Raw genomic sequence first — 17,955 nt, forward strand, 5'->3', positions numbered from 1 at the left:
GCTCGACCACGGGGGCGTCCGACTCGCGCGCGTCCGAGCAGCCGACCGCCTGCGATCAGTCGACCGCCTGCGGTCAGCCGACCGCCTGCGGTCAGCCGGCCGCCCGCTGCAGGGCGAGCTGCGCCTCCCGGACGACCTTCGGCGCGAGCCCGTCGCCGGACGCGAGCACGGCACGGGCCTGCTCGGCCGTCAGGCCGGCGGACATCTGCCCGATGGTGACGCCGTGCTCGGGCCGGGACAGCACCGTGACGGTGTCCCCGGCGGCGACCGGCCCGGACCGGCGGACCCGGAGGTACGCGCCCGGCCGACCCTCCTCGGCGAACCGCTTGACCCACCTGTCGATCCGCATCCGGCGCGCGAAGGTGCCGCACGGCGTCCGGGGGATCGTCACCTTGAGTTCGAGCGTCTCGCCGATGCGCCAGCGTTCGCCGATGACGAGCCCGGTGACGTCGACACCGGTCGTGCGGAGGTTCTCGCCGAACAGCCCCGGCGGGATCGGCCGGTCGAGCTGCTCGGCGAAGTACGCGGCGTCCTCGTCGGCGTAGACGTACACGGCCTGGTCCTCGCCGCCGTGGTGCTTCCGGTCGGCCTGCACGTCGGCGTGCAGCCCGAGGGGGCGGACCCGGACGGGGCCCGCGACGGGGCGCTTGTCGATGGCGGTGACCCCGATGACCCCGGAGTCCCGGAGCAGGGCCTCGACGCGGCAGACGGCGGTGACGACGGACATGCGCCCAGCCTGCCGTACGTCGACCGGCGACACGCGGGCCGTCCGTCCCCGCGGCCGGTAGAAGGAGAGCGTGCACGAGCAAGGACACCGGACGGACCTCGTCGACCTCGACGACCAGGTCCTCGCCGACCGCGCCGCCGACGGCGACGTGCGGGCGTTCGAGGTGCTCATCCGTCGGCACACGCCGCTGCTCCGTGCGTACGCGCGACGGACGCTCGGCTCGACCGACGAACTCGACGACGTGGTGCAGGAGACCTTCATCACGGCGTGGAACCGCCTCGACGCGCTCGAGGACCGCCGCCGGGTGAAGGCCTGGCTCATGCGCATCCTCAGCCGGAAGTGCCTGGACCGCATCCGGGCCCGCCGCGACCACGACGACGTCACCGAACTCGAGGTCGCCGCCCCGGCGGACGGGGCCCCGGAACGCGTTGCCGAGGCCCGTTCCCGCGAGGACGCCGTCGACCGCGCCCTGGCGGAACTGCCGGCCGACCAACGCCGGTGCTGGGTGATGAAGGAGGTCCTCGAGTACCGCTACGAGGACATCGCCGAGGAGCTGGGCCTGCCCACGTCGACCGTGCGCGGGCTCCTGTCCCGCGCCCGGAAGAACATGATCCGACTCATGGAGGGATGGCGATGACCGCCGCACCCGAACCGTCCGCGTCGCCCGGAGCGGGGGACGTCGGCGCGAACGAGCCCGACCTGTCCGCGCTCGAGCCGGAGGACCTGGACGGGCACACCATCGACGAACTCGCCGACTACCTCGACGCGGGCATGCGGCCGGCGGACCCGACGATCGACGACTCACCGGCGTGCCAGAACGCCCTCGCCGCCATCGTGCGGCTGCGACAGGCCTCGCTCGGCTCCCTCGACGAGGCCGCGAAGGCCGAGGCGCCCGCCGACGAGTCGTGGATCGGCGGGGTCCTGGCGAACATCTCGCTCGAGGTCCGCGCCGGCCGGGACATCCCGCTCCGCGCCGAGGCCCCCACCGAGCACATGGTCCTGACCGAGGGTGCCGTCCGGTCGCTGGTCCGCCGCGCGGGCGACGGGGTCCCGGGCGTCGTCGTGTCCCGGTGCGTGCTCGACGGGGACGTGACGGCCCTCACCGCTCCGGTGCGGGTGACCGTCGAGATCGCGGTCGTCTCCGGACGCCGGATCATCCCGACCGCGGACGCCGTCCGGCTCGCGGTCGAGGAGACCCTCGCCACGCAGACCGACCTGACCGTCGTCGCCGTCGACGTCGTGGTCCGCGACCTCATCGTCCCCACGCAGGCGACGGGCGGCAGCACGACCAGCAGCGACCCCGACGAGGAGGCAGCACGATGACCGACCCCACCACCGCCGACGGGGTCGCCCTCCCCGCCGACACGACGGACGCCACCGGCCCCGCGTGGACCGACGACGCGCTCCTCGTCGTCGAGGCCGCGGTCCTCGCGGTCCCCGGCGTCTCCGACCTGTACCGTGCGCGTCCCACGATCGGCAGCGCGGTCGCCGCGGTCCGTCGGCTCGGTTCCGCCGAGGCGGGGCCGCGGATCGTGGCCGACGGGTCGGTGCTGCGACTGGTCATCGGGACGGACGGTGCCGCACCGGCCCCGGGCGTCGCCCGCGCCGTGCACGACGCGGTCCTCGCCGAGGCCGCGGCGTCCGGTCGGACCCCGACGCGGATCGACGTGCGCGTCGCCCGCGTCGGCTGACCGGGTCACCCACGACCGGGAGGCGCGGCACCGTCCCGCTCCGCCGGTCCCGTCCTCAGCCGGGTCGCCGACCGGGAGGCGCGATGCGGTCGCGACGGATCAGTACCAGTTGACGGCCTGCGAGTGCGACCACGCGCTGCACGGGGTGCCGTACGAGCCCTTGATGTACTGCAGGCCCCAGGCGACCTGCGTCGAAACGTTCGTCTGCCAGTCCGCGCCGACCGAGGCCATCTTCGAGCCCGGGAGTGCCTGCGGGATGCCGGTCGCGCCACCGTTCGGGTTCACCGCCCGGTAGTCCCAGCCCGACTCCTTCGTCCACAGGCTGTCGAGGCACTGGAACTGGTCGGCGCCCCAGCCGTAGCGGGAGGACGCCATCGAGGCAGCGACGCTCTTCGCACCGGCGGGGGTGTTCGCCTGCGCCTGGGCCTCGGCGGCTGCGCGTTCGGCGGCTGCCTGCTCCGCGGCGGCCTTCGCGGCTGCTGCCCGGTCGGACGCCCGCTGCGCCGCGGCCCGGCGCTCGGCGGCGGCACGGGCGTCGTCGTGGTCCTGGTCGGCGCTCGCCTGGGCGACGTCCTGCGTGGTGTCGACGGTCGACGCGATGCGCTCGGTCAAGGCCGAGCCGGACAGCGAGGAGTAGTCGGCCAGCGAGGCGATGCGCTGCTCGAGGCGTCCGGTGTCGGTCTTCTCGTTCGCGTCCTGCAGGACGGCCCGGGCGCTCGTGATGGTCGCGGCGGCCTGGGCGCGGTCGAGCTCGGTGCCGGACAGGCCGGGGGTGGCGGAGGCGCTGGGGACGCCGAGCGCCTCGCCGAGCGCGGGCTGGGTGACGGTGAGGGCGCCGCCGGCGATCGCGACGACCGCTGCGCCGCCAGCGAGGAGGAGGCCGTGCTTGCGGAGGGTCCGGCGCATGCGGCGGGACGGGGTGTCGTGGGTGGCGCGGCGGCTGCCGGGCACGGGGGTGCTGGAGCGGGGAGTGGTTCGCGTCATGGTTTCCGGGTGTCGGCCGGCTCGTGCTGCGGGTCCTCGTGGCGGCGCGTGGCGGTCCGGCTGCTCGTGCGCTCGGGGCGCACGCCGGACACCGGTACTGCTGGACCGTGGTGGACGGCCGGGCACCGGGGAGACGGTCGGGGTGGGGATCCGAACCGTCCGCGTCGTCGCGTGGACCCGCGAGCCGGGGTGGGAGCGGACGGTGGTGTGGGGGCCCGTCCGGTCCGCCTCGGTGCGGCGACCGTCAGGTCACCCGCGGGGCGAAGCGGCAACGATGACTCGTCATCCTGGACGCGTCGTCAGCAACCGCTCCCAGAACGGTCGGTCCACCGGCCGGTAACGGTTCGGTAACGACCCGGTGACGTCAGGACGCGGAGGCCGTTCGAGCGCTCGGGCTCTGCGCGACGCGCTCGAGGGCGTCGAGTGCTCCGGCGATCGCGTCGACGTCGTCGGGGGACAGCTCGGCGATGAGGCCGGCGACGATCCCCGTCCGCTCCGACCGGGCGGCGTCGACGGCGGCGACACCGGCCGGGGTGGCGCTGACCATGAAGGCGCGGCCGTCGCGCGGGTCGGCGTCGCGGGCGATGAGGCCGCGCTGTTCGAGCTCGGTGAGGATGCGGGTCATGGTCGGCTTCGTGACCACCTCGATCCGCGACAGGTCGCCGGGGCGGAGGGGTCCGTGCTGCACGATCGACGCGAGCGCGGACACGATCCCGTAGCCGAGGGACGCGGAGTCGGTGCGGGCCTTGCGGTTGATCCGGCCGACCGCCGCGGCGAGGCGTGCGGCGACCTCGGTGCGGTCCGGGTGGAGGTCGGTCATGGCTGCTCCGGGGCGTCGTTCGGGTGGTGGGACCGATCGTAGCGGTCGGTGCGACGGCGTCGATCGGGGGACACGACGGTCGGGCGGCGCGTCTTCGTCCTGTCCGGCCAGCGCGGTCCGATCGGGCGCGGACGGCGCGTCCGCCACGAGCCTGTACGGACGCTCAGGAGATCGGGTCGACCAGGGTCAGCGCTTCTCGCCCGGGAGCATGTGGATGGCCTCGGTCGCGAGCTCGGCGGCGACGTTGTCGCCGTCCGCCGTCGCCGTGCGCAGCCGTCGGAACTCGTCGGTCATGAGCTGCCAGTCGAGCAGCTCGTCGAGGTTCGGCAGACGCAACCGGAAGGCCAGGCCGTCCATCGTGTCGCGGCAGACGCGCTGCAGGTTCTCGTTGCCGCATTCGTCGACGTACAGCGAGAACACCCCGAGGGCGTCGCGGTTCACGGCCGCCACGTCGTGGGCGTCGAGTTCGCCGATCGTCGTGTCGAGGGCCGAGAGGATCCGCTTGCGCGCCGCCGCGGACAGGCGGGGGACCGCGAGCCGGACCACGCCGCCGAACAGCACGCCGAGCGTCTGGATCGCCTCGGTGACCTCGGCCGGGTCGGGCGTCGTCACGCGCGTGTAGCGGTTCGGCGCCATCTCGATCAGTCCGGCGCGGGCGAGCTGGCTGAGGGCTTCGCGGATGGGGGTGCGGGAGACGCCGAGCCAGGCGATGAGCTCCTCGTCGTTGAGGCGTTCCCCGGGCTCGAGGGTGCCGTCCATGATCGCCTCGTGGATCTTCTGCCGGACGGTGTCGCGCAGGAGCCTGTGCTCGGTCGGGGCGGTGCTGGGGACCGGCATGACGGGACCTTCCGGGATCGGGACGGGTGCCCGCTCACCGTACCTGATGTGGTACCGGACGGTCCCTGTCAGTCGAGACCGAGCAGCCGCAGCGTCGCCGGGTCCTCCGCGCCGGCGAACCAGCGGTCGAGGACGGCGCGGAAGGGTGCCGGGTCGTCGGCGGCGCGGGCCGCGAGCGTCATCGACGAGCGGGCCTTCACGGCGTCGATGCCGCCGAAGAGGTCCTCCGCCGAGGCGGCCGGTGCGTCGCGTGCCACCGCGGCGGCCTCGTGCAGGCGCGGGCCGAGCACCGGGTGGGCGAGCAGCGCCCGCGCCTCGGGCAGCCCGCGCACGGCGTAGTGCCGGGCCGTGGCGCTCCGGCCGAGTCCGGCGACCTGCGGGAAGACGAACCACATCCAGTGCGAGCGCTTCCGTCCGGCTCGGAGTTCCGCGAGGGCCGTCTCGTACACGCCCTCCTGGGCCGTGACGAAGCGGGCCAGGTCGGACGGGTCGTCCTGCTGCTGGTCGGCGGCGGTCGGGGTCACCGGACCACGTCCCCCCACGCGTACCGGACCGTCGTGCCGTCGACCACGAGCACCGAGTCCGGCGCGCGGTCGAACAGGGTGGGCAGCCCGACGGCTGCGGGCAGGTCGCCCTCGAGCTGCTCGAGCCGGGCGGACCGCACGGTCAGCGGTGCGTGCTGGCGTTGCCAGAACAGCGTCTGCGCGAGCAGCCGGGCGTGGATGCCCGCCCGGGTGGTGAGGTCGGCAGCCAGCGGCGAACGGTCGACCTCGCCGGCCACGACGCGGACGGAGGCGGCGTGACGGGCGCTGGACGAGCCTCCCGTCCGACGGGTCGTCCGGACCTGCCGCAGGGCGCGGAACGGGTGCCGGGCGCGGCCCGGGTGGCGGATGGAGCGGTGGCCGACGGTCTCGCCGCGGCGCCGGGAGCGGGCCCACGCGAAGACGTAGGGCACACCGAGCAGGGCGTGCGCGGCGACGATCGCGGGCACGTTCGGGGTGTCGACGGTGAGGTAGGCGATCCCGCGGCGGCCGGCGTCGTCGACGGTGAGGACCTCGATGGTGACCTCGGTCATCGAGCCGAGGCGGGTCGACGGTGGGAAGGGCGGCACCTGCGTCTCGCGGAAGACGTAGGCGACGAGGCCGACCCACGCGCTGCCGTCGACGATGTCCGGACGGGTCCCGCGGGGGACCAGGTGCGCGACCGTCTCCGGGTCGCAGCGCCAGTGCGCGAAGACGACGTCGTCCCAGGCGTGCACGGTCACCGGGCGGTGCAGCAGCGGGACGGCGGCCCGTGTCCGCGGCTCGCCGGGGGAGGGCGGCGACGTGACGGCACGCGTCATCGGCGCGCGGCGTGCCGGGCGACGCGCAGCGACCAGACGACGAGCGGTGCCTGCAGCGGCAGCCGGAGGACCGAGACCAGCCGCATGGTGCGGGTCGAGCGGGGGCTGTCGAGCAGGTCGGCGGCCATCTTCACGTTCGCGGGGAAGACCGCCAGGAAGAGTGCGACGGCGGCCCACCCGGCACCGCGACGGGTGGCCGGGACGAGGAGGCCGGCGGCGATGCCGAGCTCGGCCAGGCCGGACGCGAGGGTGGTCGTGCGGGGCGGCAGCGCCTCCGGCACGCTGCGGTCGTAGTGCCGCGGTCGGGTGAAGTGGGTGACGCCCGCCCCACCGAGGAGGACGGCGAGGGCCGCGGCCGTCCTGGTGGCACGTCGTGCACGTCGAGTTCGCCGTCGCATGGTCCCATCCTTCCCGTGCGACCCCGACCGGCGCTCAGGTCCGGCTCAGGCCAGCGCGGTCGCGACCAGGTCGAGGACGGCGGTGGCGACCTCGGCCTTCGAGCCCGCGGTCTCGCGCACGACCTCGCCGTTGGGGGTGAGCACCTCGATGGCGTTCTCCTCGCGCTCGAAGCCGTGCGACCAGCCGACGTGGTTCACGACGAGCAGGTCGGCGGGCTTCCGGGCGATCTTGGCGCGTCCGAGTGCGATGCGGGCGTCGCGGTCGGGCTCGGTCTCGGCCGCGAAGCCGACGACCACCTGGCCGACCCGACGTGCGGCGACGAGCTCGGCGAGCACGTCGGGGTTCTTCACCAGCTCGAGCGTCATCCGGTCGCCCTGCTGCTCCTTCTTGAGCTTCGACTCGAGGACCTCGGCGGGCCGGTAGTCCGCGACCGCCGCGGTCATCACCAGGACGTCGGCCTCGGGTGCTGCTGCGTGCATGGCCTCGGCGAGTTCCTGTGCGGACCCGACCCGCACGATGCGCACCGGCAGGTCGGCGGTGAGGCCCGGGTCGGTGTTCGCCGCCACCAGGGTGACGTCGGCACCGCGGCGCGCGGCCTCGGCGGCGAGCGCCACGCCCTGTCGGCCGCTCGACCGGTTGCCGACGAACCGCACCGGGTCGAGGGGTTCGCGGGTGCCGCCGGCGCTGACGACGACGCGGACGCCGGCCAGGTCGCCCTGCTCGCCGCGCGCGCCGGTGTGGAGGCCCGTGGCCGCGTCCGCCGTGCTGTCCGTTTCCGTCGCGTGGCCGTGCCGGTCGCTCCGTGCGTCGGTCTGGTCGAGCACGGCGAGGGCTGCGCGGACGATGTCCTCGGGCTCGGACATCCGCCCGATCCCGGCGTCGTCACCGGTGAGGGCGCCGACGACGGGACCGACGACGTGGACGCCGCGGTCGCGCAGGGTCGCGAGGTTCGCCCGGGTGGCGGGGTGCTCCCACATCTGCGGGTGCATCGCCGGCGCGACGACGACCGGGGCCTCGGTCGCGAGCAGGGTGGTGCCGAGCAGGTCGCCCGCGAGGCCGGCCGCCATCTTCGCGAGGCTGTCCGCCGTCGCGGGGGCGATCACCACGAGGTCGGCGCGACGACCGAGGGCGACGTGGCGGACCTCGGCGACGTCGTCCCAGACGCTGGTGGAGACGGGGTTGCGGCTGAGTGCCTCCAGGGTGGGCAGTCCCACGAAGCGGAGGGCGCCCTCGGTCGGCACCACGTGCACGTCGTGGCCGCGCTTGACGAGGTCGCGGACGACGCCGACGGCCTTGTACGCGGCGATCCCGCCGGTGATGCCGACGACGACGGTGCGGGAGCGGTCGGTGTGCGGAGCTGCCTCGTTCACGGCGCTCACGCTACCCGCGCGCACCGGGCGGCGGGCACCGGCGCGGCCCGGGTGACGGCGTGGCCGGGCGCCCGTCAGTCGAGCGCCGGCCCGGGCGCAGAGCGGCGGGTGGAAGGATCGCCGTCATGTGCACCGTCGTCGTCCGTGTCGATCCCGGCGCGGCCTGGCCCGTCACCGTGCTCGCCCTCCGCGACGAGTCGCCCGACCGGCCGTGGGACCCGCCGGCGGCGTGGTGGCCCGACCGCGACCCCGACGTGCGGGGCGTCCGCGACCGACAGGCCGGTGGCGCGTGGCTCGCCGCCTCGGACCGGAACGGCCTGGCGGTGGTGCTGAACCGCTGGGAGGAGACGCCCGGCGACGGCGAGGGCACCTGGACCACCCGCGGCACGCTGCCGCTGGACGCGGTGGTCGACGACGCGGCACCGGGCGGGGACGGCTCGCTGCCGACGAGCCGCGCGTTCAACCTGGTGCGCGCGACCGCGGCCGGCGCCGAGGTCGTCACGTGGGACGGCGCCTCGGTGCGGACGACCGTGCTCGGACCCGGCGTGCACATGGTGACGCACGGCGACCCCGACGACCCCGGGGCTGCCCGGGTCGGTCGGTGGCTCGACGCCTTCCGTGCCGCGCCCGCCCCGACCGGCCCGCCGGCACGCGTCCCGGGCGACGAGCCGGTCGCTGGCGACGCGAGCGCGGACGCTGGCGGACCGGATGCTGCCGGCGACGGGTGGGGCGGGTGGTTCGACGTGCTGGAGCGGTCGACCGTCCTGCCGGCGGACGACCCGGACGCGATCCTCCGCGACACGGTCGAGCCCGAGGGGCACTTCGCGACCCTGTCGATCGTCGCCGCCGCGGTCGGCCCGGGCCGCACGGCGCTGCGGCACACCCGGCTCGCCGACCCCGGCGTCCTGCACGGGCCGGACGTGCACCACCATGCCTGACGCCAGCAGCACCAGAAAGTACTTGCCGGAGTGGAAAGTGGGTGTCATGCTGGAGCCAGCCGAAGGGGGCACACTATGACCGACCACACCCACACCAGCCCGACCGACGCCCGTCGCCTGCTCGACGAGGCCGAGCGCATCAGCCGACGCGCGCACGACGCCACCCGGTGGCCCTACGTCACCTTCCTGCTCGCCCTCGGGACGAGCACGTCGCTCGGCACTCTCGCGATGGCGGTGACCGAGGGGTCTGCGTTCGGCCTCGCCTACGTCGGGACCCTCGTGGTGGGCTTCGCGCTGGTCCTGTTCTTCTGCGTGACGATCCAGGGTCGACGGGCCTTCGCGTGGAGCCGCCGGTGGTCGCTGTACATCGGCGCGTGGGCCGTCACGTACCTCGCCGCCATCGCCGTCGTCGCCTGGTGGCACGGCGACGTGCTGGCAGCCGGGGTGACGTCGGGCCTCGTGCTCCTCGTCACCACCGCCTGCGCCGCGGTCGAGGCGCGACGGTGACCGCCGAGCAGGTCCACCCGCGGCACCGCCTGGTCGACGTCCTGCAGCACCCGGTCCGGTTCTCCGTCGTCGCTGCACTCGACAAGGCCGAGAAGCTCGGGTTCGCCGAGGTCCGGGACGCCGTCGAGGTGAGCGACTCGGTGCTCTCCAAGCAGGTCTCGCAACTCGAGGCGGCCGGCATCGTCGACGTGCAGAAGGGCTTCGTCGGCAAGGTCCCGCGGACGACCCTCGTCCTCAGCCGGGCGGGACGCGCAGCCTGGCGGTCGCACCTGGCGGCGCTCCGCGAGATCGCCGGGGGCGACTGACCGGCGGCCCGCCGGGGCGGGGCGGGCGCGGGGCGGGCCTCCCGGACGGAGCGGCTCGTGCCGGGACCGCCGGGAGGCCCGCCCCGCGTCGTGCGGGCCGGCGTCAGTCCGGCAGGCGGGTCCCGGTGAGGTCCTCGGCGACCGCCCACAGCGACCGGGCGAGGTCGACACCACGGGCCGAGCGCGGGACCGGCGCGAGCGTCGCCGGCCCGGTCAGGCCGAAGGGGCCGGCGGGGCCGTAGTACGCGCCGGAGACGGCGCCCGGGCCGACCGCCGCGTAGAGCAGCGGCTCGGTGCCCTGCTCGACGTCCTGCGTGAACGGCATCGCCCGGTCGGACGGTTGGAGCGGACGGTCGCGGCCGAGCGAGCGACCGGCCGTCTGCAGGTTGGTGCGGGTGAAGCCGGGGTGCGCGAGCGTCGAGGTGAGGCCCCAGTCGCGGGTGACGGCGACCTGGTGCAGGTGCAGGCCGAGCAGCAGGTCGGCGAGCTTCGACTGGGCGTAGGCGAGCCACGGCTGGTAGCCGCGCTCCCACTGCAGGTCGGCGAAGTGGATCCTGCCCGGCACCGCGGCGATGCTCGACATCGTCGTGACGCGCGGGGCCTCGGCGCGGAGGAGCGTCGGCAGCAGCAGGTTCGTCAGGGCGAACGGGCCGAGGTAGTTCGTGCCGAACTGCAGCTCGAAGCCGTCCGTGGTCTCGAAGCGCTCGCGGGGTGCCATGACGCCGGCGTTGTTGACGAGCACGTCGAGTGGTCGGTCGTCGGCGACGATGCCCTCGGCGAAGCGGTGCACGCTCGACAGGTCGGCGAGGTCGAGCTGGCGGACCTCGAGGTCGGCGTCGGGGTGCTCGCGGCGGATCTCGGCGGCGGCGTCCTCGCCCTTGGACGGGGTGCGGACGGCGAGCACGACGCTCGCGCCGGCTCCGGCGAGGCGGCGGGCGGCCTCCTTGCCGGTGCCGCTGTTCGAGCCGGTCACGACGATGCGTCGGCCGGTCTGGTCGGGGAGGGTCGCAGGCAGCACCATGGCGTGGACGGTACACACGCGTGCTGGACCGCACCCGCTCGTGCTCGCGCGTCCAGGAGGGGGTGCGGTGGTGGCCGGATCGTAGTAGTTTTCATGCGTTCGCATTGATCGACTGCGAGATCCGGGAGGGTCACATGAGCAACGCCTTCGGTACCGACCGACCCTCGGACGTCCCGCCCCCCGCGCCGGACCGCATCGGCCCCGTGCAGCTCGGCCTCGACACCTTCGGTGACGTCACCGAGTCGCCCGACGGCGGCCCGAAGACCCATGCCGCGACCCTGCGCGACCTCGTCGACGAGGCCGTCCTGGCCGACCAGGTCGGCATCGACTTCATCGGTGTCGGCGAGCACCACCGCGGGGACTACTCCGTGAGCGCCCCCGAGGTCGTCCTCGCCGCGATCGCCGCCCGCACCGAGCGCATCCGGATGGGCTCGGCCGTCACCGTGCTGTCCTCGGACGACCCGGTCCGCGTCTACGAGCGCTTCGCCACGGTCGACGCGCTGTCGAACGGCCGCGCCGAGGTCATCCTGGGCCGCGGGTCCTTCACCGAGTCCTTCCCGCTGTTCGGCTTCGACCTGCAGGACTACGAGGTGCTGTTCGAGGAGAAGCTGCAGCTGTGGAGCGCCCTCCGCGGCGGGGACACCGTCACCTGGCAAGGCACGAAGCGCGCCTCGCTCGTCGAGCAGGACGTCTTCCCGAAGCTCGAGCACGGCCCGATCCCGACCTGGATCGGCGTCGGCGGATCCCCCCAGTCCGTGATCCGCGCAGCGTCCTACGGGATGCCGCTGTTCCTCGCGATCATCGGCGGGCAGCCCGCGCAGTTCGCACCGTTCTCGCGGCTGTACCGCCAGGCGCTCGACCAGCTCGAGCTCCCGCAGCAGCCGATCGCCATGCACTCGCCGGGCTTCGTGGCGGAGACCGACGACGAGGCCGCCGAGCGCTACTGGCCGTACCACAAGGCCGTCACCGACCAGCTCGGCCGCGAGCGTGGGTGGCCGCCCCTCGACGTCGCCGGGTACCGCGCGGGCCTGTCGGCCGGCGGCTCCCTGTACGTCGGGTCGCCGGAGACCGTGGCGCGGAAGATCGCCCGGAACATGCGGATCCTCGGCGTCTCGCGCTTCGACATGCGGTACGCGACCGGACGGCTGCCGCACGAGGACATGATGCGGTCGATCGAGCTGTACGGCACGCGGGTGGCCCCGCGGGTGCGCGAACTGCTGGCGGAGCCGGTCCCCGTTCCCTGACGCCGACGGGCGGTGCGTCCGACTCGCGGGGGGACCGACCCGCGGTGTGACCGACCTATGGTTGTGGCCGGGCCGTGGCGCGGCCGACTCGCGAGTGGCCAGCCCGCGGGTGACCAGCCCGCGGTCCGGTCGGGCGCAGCGCAGCCAGGGGGCGCGGGGTCCTTCCGCACAGTGGCTCACGGGGTCCGCGGGTACCGTCGGGCGCATGTCGCCGAGCAACGAGACCACCGAACGACGGTTCCGCGGGCGGATCCTGGGCGCCGGGAGCACCTCCGGCGTCCGGTTCGTCGTCGGCATGTGGGACGCCTCGCCGTTCGGCGCCTTCACGGACGTCTTCGTCGAGCTGCCCGACGGGTCGAGCGTGCTGCTCGCCCCGGACGAGATCGTCGCCGCGTACGTCTCCGGCACCTACCGGTTCGACGCCGTGTCGGTGGTCGACATCAGCGCGCGTCGGACCGCCCGCGGGCTCGAGCTCGACGCCGGGCCGCTCGTCGCCTCGGTCGACGTCGGGGCAATCTCACCGCTCGGCCGTGTGCTCCGCATCGTCCCGAAGCGCATCGCCCGCGACCCGCGCTGGCTGACCGTCATCGACCCGGTGGCCAAGCTCGTCGCGCCCGGCGCCGGCACGGCGGGCACCGCGGGCAACGGCCGCCGCGAGTACTACGGCGTCACCGGCGCCCACGACGTCGTCGGTGTCCGCGGCACCTGGGCGGGGGAGCCGCTCGGGGAGCTCGCACCGCTCGACCCGCCGGTCCGGTTCGGCTTCGCCTCGCTGCCGCGGATCCCGCAGGTCGTGGACGTCGAGACGACCATCCGCGAACGGGCCTGAGACCGCCCTCCGAGGACGGGCCTGAGACCGCCGTCGGCGGACGGGCCTGAGACCGCCGTCGGCGGACGGGCTCCTGTCGCGCGCTCCGCGACCCGGCCACCGGCGGACGGGTGCCGGACGCCCGGAGCGGGGCGTGCCTCCCGTCCGGTGGCGGTCGCGCGCCCGGTGCCGGGCCGGTGGTGCTCGCGCGCGCCCAGTCTCGAGGGGCACACTGGTCGGAACGGTTCGCGCCCCGACGTCGGCCGGTCGTGTCGACGACGGGGTGCACGACGCAAAGGAGCATCATGACCGACACCCAGACCGACCACCGCGCCGCCATCTCCGACATCGTCCACGGCGCCCGGACGGCACTCCTCACGACCGTGAGCGAGGACGGGCAACTCCACGCCCGACCCCTCGCCGTGCAGGACAAGTCCTTCCACGGGTCGCTGCGCTTCCTCGTGCAGGACGGCAGCGAGAAGGTCGAGGACATCGCCCGGAACCCGCACGTCAACGTGGCGATCGAGTCGCAGGGCGGCTACCTGTCCATCGCGGGGACGGCGACCGTCACCGAGGACCGGGCGGTCGTCGACGAGCTGTGGTCCCCGTTCGCCGAGGCGTGGTTCCCGGACGGACGCGACGACCCCTCCATCCGGCTGCTCACGGTCGAGGGCGTCTCGGTGGAGTACTGGACGCAGGACACCGGGCCGGTGGGGAGCCTCGTGCAGACCCTCAAGGCGGCGCTCGGCCACCAGTCGCAGCCGGACGTCGGCAGGCACGGGACCCTCGAGGTCTAGCGGCGACGGCGTCGCCCGGGTCCGCGCGTCGGCCCGGGCGGCGCGGGCGTCCCTGGCGGCCCGGGCAGCGCGGCGGTTCGGGCGGCGCGGGCGGCGCGGCGGCTCGGGCGGCGCGGGCGGCGCGGCGGCTCGGGCGGCCCGGGCGGCGCGAGGGCCCGACGGCCGTCTGGCCCGGGGTCAGGGCGGGCCGAGCAGCCAGAGGATCGAGACGAACACCGGCTGCAGCACGAGCGCGCCGATCACCAGGGTCCACCGCATCGCCGGCTTCGCCACGAGCTCGGGCGACCCCATCAGCGGTGCCAGGGGCATGAGCAGCCGCGGCGTCGACGCCATCGGCAGCGACACCGCGAAGACGTACAGCGCGTACCCGGCGGCGAACACGATCGTCGTCGTGCCGAGCGTCCGCGTCGAGCGGCGCGACAACCACAGCGGGTACAGCACGAGCAGCAGCACGACCATGAGCACGCCGCCCACGCCGAGCCACTTCGCGGTGGTCAGGAACCACGGCGACAGCGGGACGAAGTGCACGCGGCCGATGAAGTTCACCCACCACGACATCTCGGTCGCCAGGTACGCGTCAGGACGTCCGGTCGCCCAGCCGGCGATGAGCGGCCACGCCGAACCGGCCGCAGCCATCACGAGCCCGGCGGCGACGACGCGCACGCGCTCGCCCACCGGGAACACGTCGAGCGTCCGGCTGCCCGAGCGACGGGCCGCGACGTACCGGACGAGCGCGAGGACCCCGAGGGTGAGCGGGATCGCCAGGGCACCCGGCCGGGTGAACGCGGCGACGACGCCGAGCACCGTGAGCAACCCGTACCGCCGCCGCTCCATCGCGAGCAGCGCCCCGAAGGTGAGCGCCAGGAACGCGGTCTCGGCGTACCCGACCTGCAGCAGGAACGACAGCGGGCCGCACGTGAAGAAGAACACCGCCCACAGCGCCGCCGTGCTTCCCGCGTGCTCCTGCACGAGGCGGTGCAGCAGGAACGTCGCGACGAGACCGGCGACGACCGCGACCGCCGGCGCCCCGATGGAGAAGGGCAGGCCGGTCGACACGGTCAGCAGTCGGATCGTGAAGGGGAACGCGGGCAGGAAGGCCCAGGCGTTCTGCGCGACGTGGCCCGTCGCGTCGAGCGGCAGCACCGACGGGTAGCCGTGCAGTGAAATCGCCTCGTAGTACTGGCCGTCCCACGAGGTCAGGAACGCCGTGAAGCCCTGGTCGTTGCCCCAGATCGCGTTGTCGGGCTGCACCCGGCTGACCAGGGGGTAGGCGACCATCAGCCAGGTCGTCGACACCAGACGGCCGACGGCCCAGAGCACCAGGACCGCCGCCCACGCAGGCAGGCTGAGCACGGTGTCGACCACACGGCGGTGCCCCGCGGCGACCGAGCCGGTCAGGACCCCGTCCAGCCGGCTCATGCGCGCGGTCCGTGGAGGTCGGGAACGGCAGACGGCACGACCCCACGGTAGTCGTCGATCGCTGAGGAGCCGGAACGCGCGTCGCCGCGCCGTCGTACCGGACCCGGCCACGGGCCTCCCGGCCGGAACCCGAGCGCGACTAGCATTCGAGGCGATGACGACGACGACACGACGGACGAGCAGCACGGCGGTCGCCGTGCTCGTGGCGGGCACCTTCTTCATGGAGCTCCTCGACGGCACGATCCTGGCCACCGCAGCACCCGCGATGGGACGCGACCTCGGCGTCGACTCCGCCGCCGTCGGCGTCGCGATCACCGCCTACCTCGTCACCCTCGCCGTGTTCATCCCGGTCAGCGGGTGGATCACCGACCGGGTCGGCTCACGCACCGTCTTCGTCGGCGCGATCGCGCTGTTCACCGTCGCGTCGGCGCTCTGCGCCGCCTCCACCGGCCTCGTCGAGCTGACGCTCTGGCGCGTCCTGCAGGGCCTGGGCGGCGCGCTCATGGTGCCGGTCGGGAGGCTCGTGGTGCTCCGCAGCGCCGGTCGCGAGCGTCTCGTCACGGCCATCGCGATCCTCACCTGGCCGGCGCTCGCCGCGCCGATCATCGCGCCGTTCCTCGGCGGGGTGCTCGTCGACACCCTGTCGTGGCACTGGATCTTCCTCGTGAACATCCCGCTCGGGGTCGTCGCCGTCGTCGCGGCGCTCGTGCTCGTGCCGCAGGAGCGCGCGCCGGAACGGGTCCCGTTCGACTGGCGCGGGTCGCTGCTCGCCTGCCTCGGGCTCGGTGCGCTCGTCGTCATGGCGTCCCTGCTCGCCCTCGAGTCCGTCCCCGTCGTGCCCGCCGCCCTGGCCGGCGTCGTCGGCGCGGTGTGCACCTGGCTCGCGATCCGGCACTTCCTGCGGGCACCGCATCCGATCATGGGGCTCGAGGCGTTCCGGCTCGAGACCTTCCGGGTGTCCCACGCCGGCGGCAGCCTGTTCCGTCTGGCGGTCTCCGCGGTGCCGTTCGTCCTCCCGCTGCTGTTCCAGGACGCGTGGGGGTGGAGTGCCCTGCAGGCCGGGTCCGCCGTGCTCTGGGTGTTCGTCGGCAACCTCGGGATCAAGCCCGCGACGACCCCGTTCCTGCGCTGGTGGGGCTACCGACCGGTCATCGTGGTGTCCTCCGCCGTGGCCGCGCTGTCCGTCGTCGCGATGGTGTTCCTGACGCCGGAGACGCCGTTCTGGGTGCTCGCCGTCCTCCTGGTCGTCAGCGGTGCCGCGCGCTCGGTCGGGTTCACCGCGTACAACACCATCGCCTTCGCCGACGTCGAGCAGCCCGGGATGACGGCGGCGAACACGCTCTCCTCGACCCTGCAGCAGACCGCGGCGGGCTTCGGGGTCGCGGTCGCCGCGGTCGTGCTCCGGGCCGCGTCCGGCATCGGTGGGGAGGGGCTCGCCGGCACCGCCCCGTACGCCGTCGCGTTCGCGGTCATCGCGGTGCTGCTCGTCGTGGCCTGCGTCGAGGGACTGCTCATGAGCCGGACCGCGGGGGAGACCGTGCGACCGGCGCGTCAGGTGCGGGTGGGCGCGCGGGGTTGAGGGGGCGGGTGTTCCTGCGTGGCGCGCGTGGCGCTGGGGCGCCGGGGCACCGGTGGGTGCCGGTGCGCGGGGGCGGGAGGCTCGTCACCGGGCGGCCACCGGGCGGTCACGTGTCCGGAGACCGCACCGCGCTACAGTCTCAGCAACCTGCTGTGGTGCCCGAGTACCGTGACCGCGGCAGGCGAGCGGGCCGACCAGGGCCCAGGACGGAAGGCAGCATGGCGGCGCCACACGAGCAGGCAACGACCGACTCGACCACCGAGGTCCAGCAGACAACGTTGCGTGTCGTCAGCTACAACCTGCGCGAGCACACCGCGAACGGTGAACTCGCCGCACTGGCCGAGTCCTCGCAGGCCGACGTGCTCTGCGTCCAGGAGTGCGACAGCACCGACCTCGCCAGCACCGTCGGCGGACTGAGCCTCGCCGCCTCCACCCAGGCGAACCGTCTCGGCCTGGCGATCTACAAGCGCGACGACCGCTTCGAGGTCCGCGACGTCGGCATCCACTCGCTGCAGAAGTCCCTGCACGACCGGGTCCTGTCACCCGCGCACGAGCGCCTCATCGCCATGCACCTGTACGACCGGCATGCCCAAGCCGAGGTCATCGTCGCCTCCTTCCACGCCTCACCCCTGACCGCGACGAACTCGCTGCGGCGCAAGCAGATCGAGGCCGCGCACGACTTCGTCCGTGACCTGTCGAGCGAGGCGCCGGCGATCATGGTCGGCGACTTCAACTACCCGTGGTTCCAGACGAACCTGCGTCGGAAGATCGAGGAGTCCGGCTTCGCGCTGTCCCTCTCCGACCAGCCGACCTACCTGCGGTACCGGAAGTTCACCGGGCACTTCGACTTCGCCACGAGCGTCGGGCTGCACATCGCCGGCGTCGAGACCCTGCCCGCGGGCATCTCCGACCACCGACCGATCCTGGTGCGTGCGAACTACGAGGCCCCCGCCGTCGCGGACGCCCCCGCAGCGTCGGACGCTCCCGCCGCGTAGCGCCGTCGGCACCTGGCCCGCTGCCGCCGGTCCCGGCGGCACCACCGGTGCCACGCGCCTCCAGGTCGCACGACGCGCCGCCCGCCGGTCCCCGAGGTAGCACGACGTGCCGCGCGTGTCTCGTCGAGGTCGCACGACGTGCCGCTGGCGGTGGCATTCGGCGACGGATCGT

Annotated in this window: 21 protein-coding genes; 11 read left to right on the top strand and 10 right to left on the bottom strand. The window is 74.3% G+C overall.

Going from position 1 to position 17,955, the window contains the following annotated elements:
* Positions 1-91: 91 nt before the first annotated feature.
* Entirely contained in the window at positions 92-727 is a 636-nt protein-coding gene (locus KM842_RS01785) for an MOSC domain-containing protein (protein ID WP_216260391.1), read from the bottom strand.
* A gap of 70 nt (positions 728-797) precedes the next feature.
* On the opposite strand from KM842_RS01785, the gene KM842_RS01790 reads away from it, so the two are divergent.
* The 3 genes from KM842_RS01790 to KM842_RS01800 are packed head-to-tail and all read left to right on the top strand — an operon-like array spanning position 798 to position 2,418.
* On the top strand, positions 798-1,364 hold the full coding sequence (locus KM842_RS01790; protein ID WP_216260394.1) for an RNA polymerase sigma factor: 567 nt from the start codon (positions 798-800) through the stop codon (positions 1,362-1,364).
* Positions 1,361-2,050, top strand: coding sequence for a hypothetical protein (locus KM842_RS01795; RefSeq protein ID WP_216260396.1), 690 nt, complete (start codon positions 1,361-1,363; stop codon positions 2,048-2,050). Before KM842_RS01790 ends, KM842_RS01795 begins: the two co-directional genes overlap by 4 nt.
* Complete coding sequence (locus KM842_RS01800; RefSeq protein ID WP_216260398.1) at positions 2,047-2,418, top strand: hypothetical protein; 372 nt, start codon at positions 2,047-2,049, stop codon at positions 2,416-2,418. The genes KM842_RS01795 and KM842_RS01800 overlap by 4 nt, the downstream gene beginning before the upstream one ends.
* 99 nt (positions 2,419-2,517) lie before the next feature.
* Here the strand turns inward: KM842_RS01800 and KM842_RS01805 are convergent, their stop codons facing one another.
* From KM842_RS01805 to KM842_RS01835, 7 genes are all read right to left on the bottom strand, one after another.
* Complete coding sequence (locus KM842_RS01805; protein WP_216260400.1) at positions 2,518-3,402, bottom strand: aggregation-promoting factor C-terminal-like domain-containing protein; 885 nt, start codon at positions 3,400-3,402, stop codon at positions 2,518-2,520.
* Between the two features lie 364 nt (positions 3,403-3,766).
* Positions 3,767-4,222 carry a MarR family winged helix-turn-helix transcriptional regulator gene (locus KM842_RS01810; RefSeq protein ID WP_216260401.1) on the bottom strand — a complete coding sequence of 152 codons (456 nt, stop codon included), beginning with the start codon at positions 4,220-4,222 and terminating at the stop codon, positions 3,767-3,769.
* 186 nt (positions 4,223-4,408) lie between these two features.
* On the bottom strand, positions 4,409-5,059 hold the full coding sequence (locus tag KM842_RS01815) for a GntR family transcriptional regulator (protein ID WP_216260403.1): 651 nt from the start codon (positions 5,057-5,059) through the stop codon (positions 4,409-4,411).
* 68 nt (positions 5,060-5,127) lie between these two features.
* Positions 5,128-5,583 (bottom strand): DUF1810 domain-containing protein, encoded by a 456-nt coding sequence (locus tag KM842_RS01820; RefSeq protein WP_216260405.1) that lies wholly within the window; start codon positions 5,581-5,583, stop codon positions 5,128-5,130.
* Positions 5,580-6,401 (bottom strand): DUF2071 domain-containing protein, encoded by an 822-nt coding sequence (locus tag KM842_RS01825; protein ID WP_216260407.1) that lies wholly within the window; start codon positions 6,399-6,401, stop codon positions 5,580-5,582. Before KM842_RS01825 ends, KM842_RS01820 begins: the two co-directional genes overlap by 4 nt.
* Positions 6,398-6,799 carry a DoxX family protein gene (locus KM842_RS01830; RefSeq protein WP_216260409.1) on the bottom strand — a complete coding sequence of 134 codons (402 nt, stop codon included), beginning with the start codon at positions 6,797-6,799 and terminating at the stop codon, positions 6,398-6,400. Before KM842_RS01830 ends, KM842_RS01825 begins: the two co-directional genes overlap by 4 nt.
* A 45-nt stretch (positions 6,800-6,844) precedes the next feature.
* Entirely contained in the window at positions 6,845-8,170 is a 1,326-nt protein-coding gene (locus KM842_RS01835; RefSeq protein WP_216260411.1) for a bifunctional phosphopantothenoylcysteine decarboxylase/phosphopantothenate synthase, read from the bottom strand.
* 125 nt (positions 8,171-8,295) lie between these two features.
* Between KM842_RS01835 and KM842_RS01840 the strand changes: the two genes are divergently transcribed.
* From KM842_RS01840 to KM842_RS01850, 3 genes are all read left to right on the top strand, one after another.
* Positions 8,296-9,108 (top strand): NRDE family protein, encoded by an 813-nt coding sequence (locus KM842_RS01840; RefSeq protein ID WP_216260413.1) that lies wholly within the window; start codon positions 8,296-8,298, stop codon positions 9,106-9,108.
* 75 nt (positions 9,109-9,183) lie between these two features.
* Entirely contained in the window at positions 9,184-9,615 is a 432-nt protein-coding gene (locus tag KM842_RS01845) for a chemotaxis protein CheY (RefSeq protein WP_216260415.1), read from the top strand.
* A complete protein-coding gene (locus tag KM842_RS01850) occupies positions 9,612-9,920 on the top strand; it encodes a transcriptional regulator (protein WP_216260417.1) in 309 nt (102 codons plus the stop codon). The genes KM842_RS01845 and KM842_RS01850 overlap by 4 nt, the downstream gene beginning before the upstream one ends.
* Before the next feature lie 103 nt (positions 9,921-10,023).
* Here the strand turns inward: KM842_RS01850 and KM842_RS01855 are convergent, their stop codons facing one another.
* Positions 10,024-10,941 carry an SDR family oxidoreductase gene (locus KM842_RS01855; RefSeq protein WP_216260419.1) on the bottom strand — a complete coding sequence of 306 codons (918 nt, stop codon included), beginning with the start codon at positions 10,939-10,941 and terminating at the stop codon, positions 10,024-10,026.
* 134 nt (positions 10,942-11,075) lie between these two features.
* On the opposite strand from KM842_RS01855, the gene KM842_RS01860 reads away from it, so the two are divergent.
* The 3 genes from KM842_RS01860 to KM842_RS01870 all read left to right on the top strand — a co-directional run bounded on the left by KM842_RS01860 (position 11,076) and on the right by KM842_RS01870 (position 13,790).
* Positions 11,076-12,185, top strand: coding sequence for an LLM class flavin-dependent oxidoreductase (locus KM842_RS01860; protein WP_216260421.1), 1,110 nt, complete (start codon positions 11,076-11,078; stop codon positions 12,183-12,185).
* A gap of 205 nt (positions 12,186-12,390) precedes the next feature.
* Positions 12,391-13,014: a hypothetical protein gene (locus KM842_RS01865; RefSeq protein ID WP_216260423.1), complete on the top strand. Its 624-nt coding sequence runs from the start codon at positions 12,391-12,393 to the stop codon at positions 13,012-13,014.
* Positions 13,015-13,298: 284 nt separating this feature from the next.
* Entirely contained in the window at positions 13,299-13,790 is a 492-nt protein-coding gene (locus KM842_RS01870) for a pyridoxamine 5'-phosphate oxidase family protein (protein WP_216260425.1), read from the top strand.
* A 177-nt stretch (positions 13,791-13,967) separates the two neighbouring features.
* Here the strand turns inward: KM842_RS01870 and KM842_RS01875 are convergent, their stop codons facing one another.
* Positions 13,968-15,209 carry a putative hexosyltransferase gene (locus KM842_RS01875; RefSeq protein WP_216260427.1) on the bottom strand — a complete coding sequence of 414 codons (1,242 nt, stop codon included), beginning with the start codon at positions 15,207-15,209 and terminating at the stop codon, positions 13,968-13,970.
* A 154-nt stretch (positions 15,210-15,363) separates the two neighbouring features.
* Here KM842_RS01875 and KM842_RS01880 point away from each other — a divergent pair, with 154 nt between their 5' ends.
* Together KM842_RS01880 and KM842_RS01885 are read left to right on the top strand one after the other, a co-directional pair.
* A complete protein-coding gene (locus KM842_RS01880; protein WP_216260429.1) occupies positions 15,364-16,788 on the top strand; it encodes an MFS transporter in 1,425 nt (474 codons plus the stop codon).
* Positions 16,789-17,006: 218 nt separating this feature from the next.
* Positions 17,007-17,783 (top strand): endonuclease/exonuclease/phosphatase family protein, encoded by a 777-nt coding sequence (locus tag KM842_RS01885; RefSeq protein ID WP_216260431.1) that lies wholly within the window; start codon positions 17,007-17,009, stop codon positions 17,781-17,783.
* Positions 17,784-17,955: the final 172 nt, after the last annotated feature.

Origin of the sequence: Curtobacterium sp. L6-1 (assembly GCF_018885305.1) — a bacterium.
Lineage (GTDB): Bacteria > Actinomycetota > Actinomycetes > Actinomycetales > Microbacteriaceae > Curtobacterium > Curtobacterium aetherium.

What these genes read in the sequence shown, in the direction of transcription:
- KM842_RS01795 (WP_216260396.1), top strand. Translation starts at nt 1,361, where the DNA reads ATGACCGCCGCACCCGAACCGTCCGCGTCGCCCGGAGCGGGGGACGTC.
- KM842_RS01875 (WP_216260427.1), bottom strand. Translation starts at nt 15,209, where the DNA reads ATGAGCCGGCTGGACGGGGTCCTGACCGGCTCGGTCGCCGCGGGGCAC.
- KM842_RS01860 (WP_216260421.1), top strand. Translation starts at nt 11,076, where the DNA reads ATGAGCAACGCCTTCGGTACCGACCGACCCTCGGACGTCCCGCCCCCC.
- KM842_RS01880 (WP_216260429.1), top strand. Translation starts at nt 15,364, where the DNA reads ATGACGACGACGACACGACGGACGAGCAGCACGGCGGTCGCCGTGCTC.
- KM842_RS01840 (WP_216260413.1), top strand. Translation starts at nt 8,296, where the DNA reads ATGTGCACCGTCGTCGTCCGTGTCGATCCCGGCGCGGCCTGGCCCGTC.
- KM842_RS01785 (WP_216260391.1), bottom strand. Translation starts at nt 727, where the DNA reads ATGTCCGTCGTCACCGCCGTCTGCCGCGTCGAGGCCCTGCTCCGGGAC.
- KM842_RS01805 (WP_216260400.1), bottom strand. Translation starts at nt 3,402, where the DNA reads ATGACGCGAACCACTCCCCGCTCCAGCACCCCCGTGCCCGGCAGCCGC.
- KM842_RS01810 (WP_216260401.1), bottom strand. Translation starts at nt 4,222, where the DNA reads ATGACCGACCTCCACCCGGACCGCACCGAGGTCGCCGCACGCCTCGCC.
- KM842_RS01815 (WP_216260403.1), bottom strand. Translation starts at nt 5,059, where the DNA reads ATGCCGGTCCCCAGCACCGCCCCGACCGAGCACAGGCTCCTGCGCGAC.
- KM842_RS01870 (WP_216260425.1), top strand. Translation starts at nt 13,299, where the DNA reads ATGACCGACACCCAGACCGACCACCGCGCCGCCATCTCCGACATCGTC.
- KM842_RS01830 (WP_216260409.1), bottom strand. Translation starts at nt 6,799, where the DNA reads ATGCGACGGCGAACTCGACGTGCACGACGTGCCACCAGGACGGCCGCG.
- KM842_RS01855 (WP_216260419.1), bottom strand. Translation starts at nt 10,941, where the DNA reads ATGGTGCTGCCTGCGACCCTCCCCGACCAGACCGGCCGACGCATCGTC.
- KM842_RS01825 (WP_216260407.1), bottom strand. Translation starts at nt 6,401, where the DNA reads ATGACGCGTGCCGTCACGTCGCCGCCCTCCCCCGGCGAGCCGCGGACA.
- KM842_RS01845 (WP_216260415.1), top strand. Translation starts at nt 9,184, where the DNA reads ATGACCGACCACACCCACACCAGCCCGACCGACGCCCGTCGCCTGCTC.
- KM842_RS01885 (WP_216260431.1), top strand. Translation starts at nt 17,007, where the DNA reads ATGGCGGCGCCACACGAGCAGGCAACGACCGACTCGACCACCGAGGTC.
- KM842_RS01865 (WP_216260423.1), top strand. Translation starts at nt 12,391, where the DNA reads ATGTCGCCGAGCAACGAGACCACCGAACGACGGTTCCGCGGGCGGATC.
- KM842_RS01800 (WP_216260398.1), top strand. Translation starts at nt 2,047, where the DNA reads ATGACCGACCCCACCACCGCCGACGGGGTCGCCCTCCCCGCCGACACG.